This is a genomic window from Methyloversatilis sp. NSM2 (assembly GCF_038066675.1).
GTDB classification, from domain to species: Bacteria; Pseudomonadota; Gammaproteobacteria; order Burkholderiales; family Rhodocyclaceae; genus Methyloversatilis; species Methyloversatilis discipulorum_A.
The window spans coordinates 229,163-241,599 of sequence record NZ_JBBUKV010000006.1; the positions used below are offsets into that span (position 1 = coordinate 229,163).

The following is a 12,437-nucleotide window of genomic DNA, read 5'->3' on the forward strand; positions in this document are numbered from 1 at the left end:
ATGCCCCAGGGGTGGGAAGAGAAAGACGGCCGAGCCGTCAGAGGACGATCAGTACTCGGATGGCAGCAGCAGCGTGGTGACGCTGCGGTCCCACTCGGTGATGATCCAGAGCTTCAAGGTCGGCGTGACCTGGTAGGACGAGAACAAGCGGTCTCCGGACTTCAACGCGGCATCGTTGGAACGCCGGTCGCAGTCGTCGAGATCGCCCCAGTCACCACGAAGGTGGCGACGCAGATAAGGCACCGGATTGAACTGGCCCTGCTGGACCAGATCGTTGATGCCGGCGGTCATGACCACTTGCCCGGATGGGAACCGTGGTTGCGAGACGAGATTGAGAACAGCGAGTGCCATGGTGATTTCTCCTTCAGGGAAAAGAGGCCACGGCGCCCCATCGGGGCGACATGACCCCGGTGAGTGGACAAAGAAGGCGGCGAAGCACTGGCGGCTTGCCGTCGGGGAACGACGATCAGCGGATGGTCAACACCTCGCCCCGCGTGGCGGAGCCCGGTGTCATGTCCCAGGCGCGGATGACCGGCACGAACTTGTCGGTGAGGATGCGTGTCTCGGCCACGGAGCCGTCGTCGCGCTCGGTGTACTCCGTCTGGAGAGTCTTCTCCTTATGGGTATCACCTTTCACGACGAGCGTTCTGCCGCTCTTCGAGGTCACGACGCCCGAGATCGCGCCCGCGGCCAAGGCCAGAGCGAGATGCCAGTGGGACAAGGCCCGCGCCGGTGGACGCAGCGACTGCTGCGCGCCCCCCAGGTGCGTATCGAGCGCCGGCCAGAGTCCTTGCAGCCGGCCGACTTCATCGGCGAACTGCTCGGGCTCCATCGTCACGCGATAGAAGTGCTCCGGCTCGGCCGGGCTGGCAGGGACGGTGTACGGCAGGAACGGCCATTCGAGCGGCAGCTCCTCGGCTTCGGCGTCGCCCTGTCCGATCTGCAGCAGCAGACCGCGGGTGGCCTTGACCGAATCCGATGCCTGGTCGCGCTGACGAATCCTGCGACCGAAGATCACCACCTGCTTGAACTGCGTTTCCACCGCACGGTAGATGCGCAGGTCGGCGAAGTGGCGCGTCAGCCATCCGACCAGCTCGGCGTCGAGCACGTAGGACGGCACGATGAAGATCAGCACGCCACCGTACTGCAGCAGCGGCAGCGCGCGCTGATAGAACAGCTTTTCCAGCCGCGCACGGCCCTGGCCCTGATAGCCGATGTTGCCGTTCACGTCCTTGCTCAGGTCGCCATACGGCGGGTTCAGCCACAGCAGCCCGAAGGACTGGCGCGAGATCAGCGAGTCCATCAGGTCACCGTGGATGCAGCGATCGACCAGTTGCCGTGCGTGGCGGGCACGCTCCGCGTCGTACTCGACGGCGAAGGCCTGGACCTGCTCGCGCCCGAGGGCGTGGGCGGCTTCGGCAATCGCCACGCCTTCGCCGGCGCAGGGATCGATGATGGACATGGAGCCGGGAGACGGCGCCAGTGCGGACAAGGCCCGCTCCAGCGTCGGCTCGTCGGTGGGGAAGTAGCCGTTACGAATGAAATTGCGCGCCAGGCGCGGAAACATGAGTGCCATGGATTTCTCCTGATGATGGATGAGGGAAGGCGGGCACGCGCGGCGCGCATGCCCGTGGGGATGGCTCACGCCACACGCCGAAGCGGTGCGTTCGCGGCCAGTTCGTACTGCGTGGCACCGAGGGTGCCGTTGCGGATCAGCTCGCCCAGCGCCTTCGTCAGCGCCGGGACATCGAGGGCCAGCCGATGGCCTTCCAGCGGCCCGAGGGCCAAGGGAAGACCGGTCAGCATCCGCCGTGTCTGCAACAGCTCCAGCACGGTGTCGCGCCAGTGGTCGAGCAGTGGCAGCGGGCAGGTGTCCTGCACCAGCGTCCACAGCCGGTCGAGCCGGTGAGCGGAATCCCTGGGCAGAAGCGCCAGCGCGCTGGCATTGGCCTTGTCTGGCTTCACGCAGCGACGGTCGAACAGCCACACATTCGTCAGCGAACCGAACAGCGTCCGCCGATAGGCGCGGGTGATGCGCTTTTCCAGGTTCTCGACGTTGCCGACGAAGACCGGGATGGATGCGCCCTGCTCGGTGATGACGTGGAACTGGTCGAGCCCCTGTTCATCCCGGCCGAGAGTCAGGCGGGCGAGGAACTCCTGAACGGCGGTGTCGCGCGCCCAGATCGAGAGAAAGACGAGATTGCCCTGCTCGTCACCGACGCAACCGTCGGCCATGAGGTCGGGGCATTCGTCGATGCGGTACAGCGGTTTCGCGGAAGAAGGTGCAGGCATGGTGATGTCCTCTTGGAAATGAAGGAGCAACCACAGCCCGCGGGGCCATGCTCGCCCCGGTTGGGTGAAGGAAGATGCGTGCCGCTAGACAGCGCGGCCCGCGTGGAAGCGGTGAACCCGCTCGCGCCACTCGGGGCTTTGCACCGGCGCCATGTCGAGATAGCGCAGCGGGCACGAGTAGTAGTACGGATGCACGGACTCATCGAGTGACTTGTAGCCCCAATCGCCGCCCGAGCTTTCCAGCAGATGGCAGCCGATGTAGCAGACGGACTCACCGGCCGCGAGGCCCATGACGCCCGCCTGCCTGGCGGTGACGCGAACCACGGTCCACAGAACGTCGCCGTCCAGTGTGTGGTCGATGACTTCGCAGCAAGCGCGGTCGGACGCCTGCGGAGCGAGCAGCTCGCGGATCAACTGATCGCGCGTCTGACGAACGAAGGTCCAGCCCATGAGGGTCTCCTTGAAGAAAAGGCCGGAGCCCTCCCCGTCGGGGGAGAACCCCAGCGGGTGGCGGAATGCCGCGCAAGGCGGCGGATGAATCAGGCAGCTTTGAGGTGCCAGTCCTGGGACAACGGAGCGAACTCGTAGCCGAGCTTGTCGAGACGGTCGCGCTGCTGACGCAGCACACGACGATCCACGGTCGCATCGAGCTTCACGGTCTCGCCCAGGGGCCACAAGGCACCGAACAGCGCCGCGTCGTCTGCCTCGGCCGAGGCCGCAGCGGACACGGGAGCCGGTTCGCTGCCGAACGGCGTGGTATCGACCAGGGGATCGCGCGGACTGCGCGGCTTCGCCTTCGGCTTGGCCGGGGGCGTTGCCGGCACGGGCGCCTGCGCCTCCTCGTCGATCGGATCGACTTCCTGCGGACTCAGCCGGCGGGCTTCGTCGCGGCTCAGGGCGTCGATGTTGGACAGTGTCATCCCGCCCAGATGGGCGCGGATCTCGATGACCATGCGGCCGTTGGCGTTGTACGTGGAGGGACGAATCTCGACGATGACGAAATCACCGTCGTACTTGCCCTCGCGGTACTGATCGAGTTCGGCGTTCTTCACGACGAACTCGCCGATCGAGGTCGCCAGGCGGCCGACGTTGAAGTCGCCGTTCCTGCCGTGGATGGTCTTGATGGCCAGTTGGCCGGGGATGGTGATCATGAAGGTCTCCTGCGGACGAAGAGAAGACAAGGCCCCGGGGATGGGGCCTTGCGGATCAGAACGACTCGGCAACGGCCAATGCGGGGGCATCGGCTGCGTCGTCGGCAGCATCGGCGACGGGCTCGGAAGGCTCCGGTGCCGAGGCTTGCTGCGCGGCGGGCGCGTCGGACGTCACAGGGACTTCCGGGTCCCGCTCGTCGGTCTCGGTCGGCTTGGGCTCGGCCTTGTAGACGAGCTTGCCGTCGACCTTGATCCAACTGACGAACAGCAGGCGGGCCTTGAGGCTCACACCCTGCTCGCCGGCACGCTTGCCCTTGGAGTAGGTGAAGGTGTCGGTCCACAGGTCGCCCATGCGGAAGCCGATCATCACCTTCTTCTCGGCGTCGACCGCCTGAATGCAGCGGCGCACCAGGTGCTGCGCTTCCGATCCCGATACGCGCGTGTCGAAACGCACATACGAGACGTCATCGCTGGGACCGTTCAGAGCCGCGATGTCGCAGGCCAGGAACGCATCGCCTTTCTTGGGCTTCACTTCGCGGATGCGATTGAGGTACCCGAGGCCGGTGATGTGCAGATCGAAGTAGGACTTCTCGTTGGAAGTGGTCATGGTGAATCTCCTGGGAACAATGAGGCGGAGACACACCCGACCCAAGGCGGGGAAGGTGTGGAACCCCCGCGTGGGTTGATGGAACAGCTTGGTGGCATCGCCATCGAGAACCGATGGCCGTTCGCGCATGGATGCCGGTGCGAACTGGGGTGATCAACGCGGTCGGAACCGCGTCGCAGCCTTGAAGATCGTGGCTGCCTGGGCATGTCGCTGACGGACGTCAGCGGAACATGGCCGGAAGCGTGGCGCCGGGACGGCGCGCAGGCGAGCGGCAATCGGCACTCGCGGCTGTCCGCATTGCCGGGAAGAAAGAGGCCCCCGGAGCGGGGGCCAGGGATGGGCGGTCAGTTGCCGTTGGGTGTGGGAGGAACCGCCTGCAGCGACAGGTGTGTCGTGGTGGCGGACACGTCGAGGTCGTCCTCGCTGTGCAGGATGCGCGCAAACACGCCCTCCTGCGGATCGAAGAACTCGCCGAAGTCGTCGTCGCCGAACTCGGCGCGCGCCAGCTCCCACCAATAGTCGAAGGCATCGACATCCGGGTTGCAGCCGGCGGCGTAGGCGATGGTCTTCTGGCGACCATCGGGCCGGCGCTCGCCGCGCTCGGCCAGGAAGTACACGCCCTGATCCTTGACCAGGATGACGCGGCATTGATTCGCCACCGCTTCGGCGAGCACGGGCCGCAGCTCCGTGCCTTTGAATCGAACAGTCATGGGTGTGATCTCCAGGGAGGCAGGAAGAGAGGCTTCCCGCCGCGAGGGCGGGAAGCTGCTGGGAGGGTCAGTGCCGGACAGCCTTGCGACCCGACAGGCACTGCACGCGAATGCGTTTCCAGCTCCCGTCGTCGATCAGCCGTTCCAGCGTCTCGCCGAGGGTGTCGAAGAACACCTCATCGACCCGTTCGATCAGCTCGCCGTCGCGGTGCAGCTCCACCGCGTAGAGGTCGAGGCCACGCTCATACAGCACGGTGACGCGACCCTGGAACTTCATCGTGGCGACGGTGAAACCGATGGCCGGCGGCGTGCGGATCATGTCGGCGGGCAGCGGATCGACCCAGGTGATGTCCCGTGCACCGGCATCCACCAGCATGTGGGTGATGCGCCGGAAACCATCGGGAGCGGGCAACTGCTCCAGTTGGTCGATCAGTTCCTGCAGCTCGGGGCAGCGCGGCTCGGGGATCGGCAGCTTCGCCGGTGCAGACCCGAGCACGAACCGCTTCACCGTGTAGGGCTGGCCGTCGGCGGTGAACTCGGTCTGCTCCTCGGGCGTGTCCGCCCGCTGACCGTCGAAGCGGCGTCTGACATAGGTTTCGACCTGCACCTTGGCGCCCTCGTCGGGCACCTCGGTCACGAGCGTTCGATCGAGCACCGCGAACTCGGCTCGCCCCGTCTTGACGACGATGGCCTCGTCGGTGGTGGCGATGACCTTGCCCTCGAAAGGCTTCGGGTCGATGTGAAAGCCCAGCGTCGAAACCTTGGGCTGGCCGTCGAAGATGTTGAACTTGAACGAACGGACGTTGGAAGGCACATGACCGACGACAAGCGTTGGCATCTGTGCACGGATGGCTTGGGTATCCATGGGGAGACTCCTTGTGGCAACCAAGGGACTCCCGCCCGCAAGGGAGGTCTGTCCCTTGAGGGTGAGGTGGATGGACGCAGGTGCGCCCGGAGAACGAAACAACCAGCACGGCGAACCGCGCCGCAGTCTTGAAGGTCTCGACTGCCTGGGCATGCTGCCGGCAAAGCCAGCGAACATGCGGCCAGCGTGCGGCACATGGCGGCGGCCGTCCGCCGGGAATCGGCAATGCGCCGGCACCGCGTTCCGCGAAAAAGAAGAGCCCCGCACGGGGCTCAAGAGGGGGTTACTCGTCGTCGTAGAGCGTCAGTCCGTCCAGCACGGGCGCGTCGGCATCGAAGATCAGCAGCCGCACGTCGGCGAGCGCAGCCAGGTGCAACACTTCCACGAGGGACTCCGGCATGCCCTTGGCCCGGTGCTCCTGCCGAAGCTCTTCGGCGGTGATGCCCTCGACATGCTGCAGGTTCGCATCCGTCCAGGGCGTGGCGATCAGCTTCATGCCGACCGCCGGGCTGTAGGGAATGCGGAAGGCCACGAACAGAAAACCGCTCGGCGTGGCGATGTCCGCCAGTTCGGCGAGGAAGCGACCGGCCTCCTCGGTGATGTGCGCCGAACTGATTTCCCAGGCACGGCTGTAGAACCCGGTCTCGAAGCGCAGGCGGCGTACCACCTCGCGCGCGGCTTCCTCGGAGTAGGTATCGCCGACGTGCAGCGGCTGGCCGGCTTCTTCGGCCATGACGGTGTAGACGAGGTTTCGGGCGATGCCGTGGCTGGGACACTGCGCGTCCAGCTCGGGCGGCACGTTCTGGCCCTCGGTGATCAGCGCGAAGTCGTCGCAGAAGACGCAGGCATGGCGCTCGACCTGGCTGTCCGGCAGGTGCGACTGCGAGACGTGCAGCGGCAGATAGCTCAGCGGGCAGTCGTCGTCGTAGGAAATCGCCAGCAGCCGCTGCACGGACAGGCCATCGTAGCCGCGGACGAAGGGGTTTTTGGAATGAGACATGGGATTCCTCCAGCAGAGGATGGCCGAGGCAATCCCCTGCCGGGGATTGAACCCCAGTAGGTGGATGAAGTGGCAGCCGGTCAGCCGGCCGCGGCATCGGGCCGCCCTGGTGGCGGGCGGTGCAGGTCAGTGGAAGATGCTGATTCGGGACATGGCCGCTCCTGCGAAAGGAAGGAGGGACATGGCCCCGAACGGGGACGCATGTCCCTCGTGGGGTGGGATGAAAAGACGGTGGGTTGCCAGGCGCGGCTCACCAGCCGTTGTAGTGCAGCGTGAGGTCGGCGATGACCTGGCGCCGTTCCAGATTGAGGCCGCCGAAGTCGGACAGCCCCTCGAAGCCGCAACGCTTGAGCATCGCGCCGCCCTCGCGGGAGTTGTAGAAGCTCACCATCGCGGACAGGAACATGCGTTGACCGCTGCTCAGCACGCCCAAGGCGTCGTTGAGCATCAGCATGTTGGGCCGCAGGTCCCACTTGGTGGTGGCACGCTGCAGACCTTCGCGTGTGCCGTCGCCGAACCACTCGTGGCCGGCGATCTGCGCGCCGCGCTTCCAGGCCTCGAAGAAGGCCTGCGGTGCAGCGTCGAAGTGCGCCTGTTCCAGCGCCATCTGATCGAGCACGTCTTCGGGTAAAGACAGATTCATGAGAGAACTCCTTGAAGGGTGGGAATCAGGGGTGAGCGCGCTGTGTCCAGGCATGGGCATCCAGGGCGCGCTGTGCTGCGAGGTGGTTCGGGAAATACTCGACGGACTCCCGCGATACCGGGCCTTCGTCGTCTTGCGTGCCGATGTAGTGGCCGGCCGCGCTGCGCAGCACCTGTAGCGGCAAACGCTTGCCGGTCCAGGCCAGCGCCAGCGCACCACTGCGCACTGCGGTTGCAGAGGAAGATGCGGAAGGTTCAGACATGCCGTGCTCCTTGGTGGGTCGGGGAGCACGCATCCCGCAGGGGATGGGGTTCCCCTCGGGTGGTTGAGAAAAGTGCATCGTCGCCAGGCCGGCGAGCGTCCGCGGTGGGCGATGCGAAGCGGACTGGATCGGTCAACGCGGCGAACCGCGTTGCAGTCTTGAAGACCGAGACTGCCAGGGCATGCCGCTGACGACTGTCAGCAACGCATGGCGTGAGGATGGGCGCGAAGCATGGCTGCCGTCGCAGGGAAAACCGAATCGCGGACGGCCCGCTTTAGGGCAGGCCCGCGTCACGGGACAAGGCAAGGGCCAGGGCGACGAAGGCCACGCGGGCCTTCGGCTGGAGAGGAAGGAAAACCACCTGTGGGCTGCGTCAGCGCAGGCCGTCGTCAAAGCCGTTCGCTGCGTCAGCAATCGCACCCGGCCCGTTTCGTGGCTGGGGCCGGAAACCTCTGGCGTGCATCCACACACAAAGGGAGCCCGTTGTTCCGCCGGCGGGCACCGGCACGGAATACCCTCGGCCCAAGGGGCCTCCTCACGGCTCACGCGGCGGCAAGGCGTCAGGAAGCCCCTCGTGGCCGAGGCAAGGCACACCGATCAAGGGAATGGCGGCGGGCGCGATTCGTGGAGCAATGACCTTCTCGCCCCGTCGCCCGATGGTGGGCAGACGGGGCGCGCACACCGTTGCAGAAGGAGACGCGCGCTTTGGAGTCCCGCGCGGTGCGGGACGTTTGCCTCGCCGCCAGTGAAGGGCTGGCGCGGCAGGGGGAAGCGAGGATCAGGACGCCTTGGAGGCAGCGCGCCGCTTGCGCGGTGCGCTGCGCCGGCCCGTCGGGGACTCGATCGGCAACGTGCCCTTGCAGTCCGGGTAGCGCGAGCAGGACCAGAACGCGCCGCTTTTGCCCGTGCGCTGCTGCATCGGTGCGCCGCACTGCGGGCAGGCCGGCGCCGGCGGCAGCTTGAGCGAGAGCGTTGCGCCGCGGTACTGCTGCACGAGCTGGCCGACCCACACGGACTGCTTCTCGATGAAGGTGTCCAGCGCCATCTGGCCGGCCTCGATCATGTCGAGCGCCTGCTCCCACACCGCCGTGGTGCCGGGGTCGGCGATGGCCGAGGGCACCGCGTCGATGAGCGTGAATGCCGCGTCGGAAGCGCGGACGGCGCGGCCTTTCTTGACCAGGTAGCCGCGACCGATCAGACCGTTGATGATGTTGGCGCGTGTCGCCTCGGTGCCGATGCCGGTGGTATCTCGCAGCTTCTGTTTCAGGCGCGGGTCGGTCACGAACTTGGCGACGGTCTTCATGGCCTTGATCAGCTCGCCCTGCGTGTAGGGTTTGGGCGGCAGCGTCTTCAGCGCCTTGAGATCCACCTTTCCGACCGGGCAGGACAGGCCCGCATGCAGGGCGGGCAGCACCTGGCTGTGCTGCGCATCCTCGCCACCGGCATCGTCCGGCCCCGGCGTCGCCAGCACCTCACGCCAGCCGATGACGGCAATCTGCTTGCCCACGGCCGCCAGCGACTGACTGCCGCACGAGAACTGCGCTACCGTCCGGTCGAACTCATGGTGCGGGAGGAACTGCGCGAGGTAATGAGCGCGGATCAGCCGGTAGACGGCCAGTTCCTTCTCGTTCATGGCCGACAGGTTGGCGGGCTCCAGCGTCGGGATGATGCCGTGGTGAGCCGACACCTTGCCGTCGTTCCACGCACGCGAACGCTGGTTGCGATCCAGGCGCTCGATCAGCGGCCGCAGGCTGGGGTCGGTCTTGACCAGGCTGTCGAGTACGGTCGGTACCTCGGCCAGCATGCTCTCGGGCAGGTAGCCCGAATCCGAGCGCGGGTACGTTGTCGCCTTGTGCGTCTCATACAGCGCCTGGGCAATGTCCAGCGTCTCCTGCACGTCGAGGCCCAACTGCTTGGAGCACACCTCCTGCAGCGTGCCCAGGTCGAACGGCAGCGGCGGCCCTTCGCGAACGCGCTCGGTTTCTACCGACACGACCTGCGCATCGCGTGCCGCGCGAATGCGATCCGCAGCCTGCTGCGCCACCGGCTGCTGAAGGCAGCGACCCGCTGCATCCGTGCTGCCTTCGGGCGGTATCCAGCTCGCGGTGAAGGACTGGCCGGCATGGGATAGCAGCACGTCCACGGCCCAATACGGCACGGAGACGAAGCGCGCGATCTCGCGATCGCGGTCCACGACCAACTTCAGCGTCGGCGTCTGCACGCGCCCCACCGACAGCACGCCGGTATAGCCGGCCTGGCGCCCCAGCAGTGTGAACAAGCGGCTCAGGTTCATCCCGATCAGCCAGTCGGCGCGCGATCGGGCGAGTGCGGAGAAATACAGCGGCAGCGTCTCGGCGGACGGCTTGAGTGCACCCAGTGCCTTGCGGATCGACGCATCGTTGAGCGCCGACAGCCACAGGCGCTGAATCGGCCCGTGGTAGCCGCATAGGTCGATGATCTCGCGGGCGATCATCTCGCCCTCGCGGTCGGCATCGGTCGCAATCACCAGCTCGCCCGCCTTGGCGACGAGCTGCTGCACGACCTTGAATTGCGCTGCGGTCGCCGCCTTGGGCTCGACACGCCAACGCTCAGGAAGAATGGGCAGTTGCTCGATGGCCCAGCGCTTGTATTGCTCGCCGTAGCCTTCGGGTGGAACCGCCTCCACCAGATGACCGATGCACCAGGTCACGACGACACCGGCGCCGCTGTAGCAGCCGTTGCCGCGTTGGCTGGCGCCCAGCACACGGGCGATGTCCTTGCCCTGGGACGGCTTCTCGCACAGGAACACGCGCATGAAGCCTCCTTGGAAATGTGCGGTTCATTGGATGGGCGTCAGCTTGGCGGGGCCAGGAGATGCCGGCAGCAAGGAAGCCGATTGATGCAGACACCGCTTTGTGATCGGCAGGCGGTCCGTTGCCGCAGCTGTGCGCATGGACCACAGGAGCTGGCACAGCAAGAGCGTCGTTTCGGGAGGGCGGCTGGAACTCTGTGGACGACCTTGGAGCTATCCCCTGGGGATAGCTCGCTGGTGCATCGCGGGCGTATGACGGTTGCTACAGCCGCCCTCGGGGGAACGGCGATGGGCGAATTACTGTCCGCCGGCGGGCTTGGCGCTGAGCGCCACCGACTCGATGCGGTACGGCAGGATGCCCACGCGCCGCGCCTCGACCTTGAACGTCACGCGCTCGTTCTCGTCGGCGTCCTCCCATTCGTCGCGCACGGTGCGGCCCTCGACCAGCACCCGCATGCCTTTCTGGTACAGCGTCTTCCAGTGCTCGGCGTCGCGGTGCCACAGCTCCACGGGTGCCCAGAAGCCGCCGCGATCTTCGTACTCGCCGTCCTTCTTCGGGATCGGGTTGTCGAAGTAGACGTTCAGGCGAAGCAGCCGGCGTGGCTCGTCGTTGCCGTTCGGAAATTCGCGGTAGTCCGGCGCAGAACCGATGCTGCCCTCGCCGACGAAGTGCGTGCTCATGGTGACTCCTTGGTGGTGGGTGGAACGGACGCGGTATGCCCGTGGACGCGCCGCAGGTAAGCCACTTCGGCCTGGGCGGCCTTGTTGGCGCATTCCAGGGCTTGGCGAGCGATGCTGTGGGTCAGACTGATCTGCATGTTCAGCACGATGCGCTGCAGTTCGATCGCGTACAGCTCGTCGATCAGCGAGGCCGGCGTCGCGGGGTTGGCCAGCAGGGCCTCCCACAACGCCACGCCCATGGAGGAACGGTCGAGGTTGCGCCAGCGCAGGAAGGTCGTCCCTGCGCCAGTGGCCTGCTGGGCCAGTTGCACGTCGAGCAGACTGAATGGGTAGGCGCGCGCCTGGGGCAGCACGCGCCGCTGCGCCAGGCCAATCACGTCGTCGCGCAGCGCTGCGCACTGGCTGGCCCAGGTCTCCAGACTCCCCTTACCCTTAAAAGGCTGTAAAAGGCCTTTTAGGTAGCCTGCGTGTTCCAGCCGCTGGAAGTCCGCCTGTTCCAGCGCCACGAAGCGCGTGGAGTGGCTGATAGGGGGCGATGCTGTCATGCGCCCGCAGCCTCATCGCCCGCCGCACCATCGGCTGTGCCATCCGTGTGAGCCGGCGCATCGGGCTCGATGGCGGGCGCTGCAGGCGGCGTGCCGGGCTTGGTCGTCCGCCGCGCGATCGGTGGCGCGAAGCGCGAGCGGCGCGTGCCTTCCAGCACGTCCTGCGGCAACTCGCCGAACTTCTCCAGCGCCGCTCGCGCCGCCGCGTTCTTCGCCGCGAAGTCGTCGCGCGTGGTGCCCGAGTAGCGGTACTGCTGGGCCAGCGAGAACAGGCTGCGCAGCGCGTGCGCACCATCATTGAGCCAGCGCTCCAAGGTGCTGCGATCGATCAGCGCCGTGTGGTGCGCCAGGATGAGTTTGCGTGCCAGGTCGTCGTAGTCGGCCAGCAGATACACCGCCATGAAGCCGAGCTGGGCGTTCACGAACAGCGGCAGCTTCACCGGCTGCACGTTCATGTTCTCGCCCAGGGACAGCGCCGCTGGCACGTCGGCCAAGGCCTGATCCACCTGTTCGCGCAGGGTCTGCAGACGGGTCTTGGTGTCGGCGAGCTTGTCCTCGATCCGCAGCATCCACCAGTCCGAGTAGGGGTCGTCCTGCTCGGCGCCGCGCTTCATTTTGTTCATGGCGCCGATGAAGCCGTTGAGACCGATGATGCCTGGGCGCCCCTCGGTCGGCGCGCGGCCGTGCCAGATGCGCGATGCATGGTGCGTGTGCAGCGTCAGCGACATCGCGCTGCGCAGCGATCCGAGATTCAGTTGCAGGGGTTCTGTGCGTTCGTTGGCCATGGGAGCGACTCGCGGTGAAGGGGCGAGTCGCCAGCATCGGCATCGGCCGGAAGGCCGTCAGTCAACAAACCGCAGCCCATGCGCGCCCGGTTTGTTCCGCACGGA

15 protein-coding genes are annotated in these 12,437 nt (G+C 66.4%); all 15 read right to left on the minus strand.

Going from position 1 to position 12,437, the window contains the following annotated elements; genetic code table 11:
- Window positions 1-48: 48 nt before the first annotated feature.
- The 15 genes from WJU27_RS14680 to WJU27_RS14750 all read right to left on the minus strand — a co-directional run bounded on the left by WJU27_RS14680 (window position 49) and on the right by WJU27_RS14750 (window position 12,332).
- Window positions 49-351, minus strand: coding sequence for a hypothetical protein (locus tag WJU27_RS14680; protein WP_033986560.1), 303 nt, complete (start codon window positions 349-351; stop codon window positions 49-51).
- Between the two features lie 115 nt (window positions 352-466).
- On the minus strand, window positions 467-1,576 hold the full coding sequence (locus WJU27_RS14685; protein WP_033986558.1) for a DUF6094 domain-containing protein: 1,110 nt from the start codon (window positions 1,574-1,576) through the stop codon (window positions 467-469).
- Window positions 1,577-1,641: 65 nt separating this feature from the next.
- Entirely contained in the window at window positions 1,642-2,292 is a 651-nt protein-coding gene (locus WJU27_RS14690; RefSeq protein ID WP_003141029.1) for a hypothetical protein, read from the minus strand.
- Between the two features lie 84 nt (window positions 2,293-2,376).
- Window positions 2,377-2,742: a hypothetical protein gene (locus WJU27_RS14695; protein WP_033986555.1), complete on the minus strand. Its 366-nt coding sequence runs from the start codon at window positions 2,740-2,742 to the stop codon at window positions 2,377-2,379.
- Window positions 2,743-2,831: 89 nt separating this feature from the next.
- The gene (locus WJU27_RS14700) at window positions 2,832-3,443 is read right to left on the minus strand and encodes a DUF3275 family protein (protein ID WP_003294141.1); all 612 of its coding nucleotides are present in this window, start codon (window positions 3,441-3,443) and stop codon (window positions 2,832-2,834) included.
- Between the two features lie 55 nt (window positions 3,444-3,498).
- Window positions 3,499-4,050 carry an STY4534 family ICE replication protein gene (locus tag WJU27_RS14705; RefSeq protein WP_031755002.1) on the minus strand — a complete coding sequence of 184 codons (552 nt, stop codon included), beginning with the start codon at window positions 4,048-4,050 and terminating at the stop codon, window positions 3,499-3,501.
- 344 nt (window positions 4,051-4,394) lie between these two features.
- Complete coding sequence (locus WJU27_RS14710) at window positions 4,395-4,760, minus strand: DUF3085 domain-containing protein (RefSeq protein ID WP_033986553.1); 366 nt, start codon at window positions 4,758-4,760, stop codon at window positions 4,395-4,397.
- Between the two features lie 67 nt (window positions 4,761-4,827).
- The gene (locus tag WJU27_RS14715; protein WP_033986551.1) at window positions 4,828-5,625 is read right to left on the minus strand and encodes a hypothetical protein; all 798 of its coding nucleotides are present in this window, start codon (window positions 5,623-5,625) and stop codon (window positions 4,828-4,830) included.
- Between the two features lie 283 nt (window positions 5,626-5,908).
- On the minus strand, window positions 5,909-6,625 hold the full coding sequence (locus tag WJU27_RS14720) for a DUF5983 family protein (RefSeq protein ID WP_023093153.1): 717 nt from the start codon (window positions 6,623-6,625) through the stop codon (window positions 5,909-5,911).
- Window positions 6,626-6,875: 250 nt separating this feature from the next.
- Window positions 6,876-7,268, minus strand: a complete 393-nt coding sequence (locus WJU27_RS14725) for a hypothetical protein (RefSeq protein WP_033986549.1) — start codon at window positions 7,266-7,268, stop codon at window positions 6,876-6,878.
- A gap of 25 nt (window positions 7,269-7,293) precedes the next feature.
- Entirely contained in the window at window positions 7,294-7,530 is a 237-nt protein-coding gene (locus tag WJU27_RS14730; protein ID WP_033986547.1) for a hypothetical protein, read from the minus strand.
- 778 nt (window positions 7,531-8,308) lie between these two features.
- On the minus strand, window positions 8,309-10,324 hold the full coding sequence (locus WJU27_RS14735) for a DNA topoisomerase III (protein ID WP_033986546.1): 2,016 nt from the start codon (window positions 10,322-10,324) through the stop codon (window positions 8,309-8,311).
- Window positions 10,325-10,618: 294 nt separating this feature from the next.
- A complete protein-coding gene (locus tag WJU27_RS14740) occupies window positions 10,619-11,002 on the minus strand; it encodes a single-stranded DNA-binding protein (RefSeq protein ID WP_033986544.1) in 384 nt (127 codons plus the stop codon).
- On the minus strand, window positions 10,999-11,547 hold the full coding sequence (locus WJU27_RS14745) for a DUF3158 family protein (protein WP_033986542.1): 549 nt from the start codon (window positions 11,545-11,547) through the stop codon (window positions 10,999-11,001). The genes WJU27_RS14740 and WJU27_RS14745 overlap by 4 nt, the downstream gene beginning before the upstream one ends.
- Window positions 11,544-12,332 carry a PFL_4669 family integrating conjugative element protein gene (locus WJU27_RS14750; RefSeq protein WP_017462948.1) on the minus strand — a complete coding sequence of 263 codons (789 nt, stop codon included), beginning with the start codon at window positions 12,330-12,332 and terminating at the stop codon, window positions 11,544-11,546. The genes WJU27_RS14745 and WJU27_RS14750 overlap by 4 nt, the downstream gene beginning before the upstream one ends.
- Window positions 12,333-12,437: the final 105 nt, after the last annotated feature.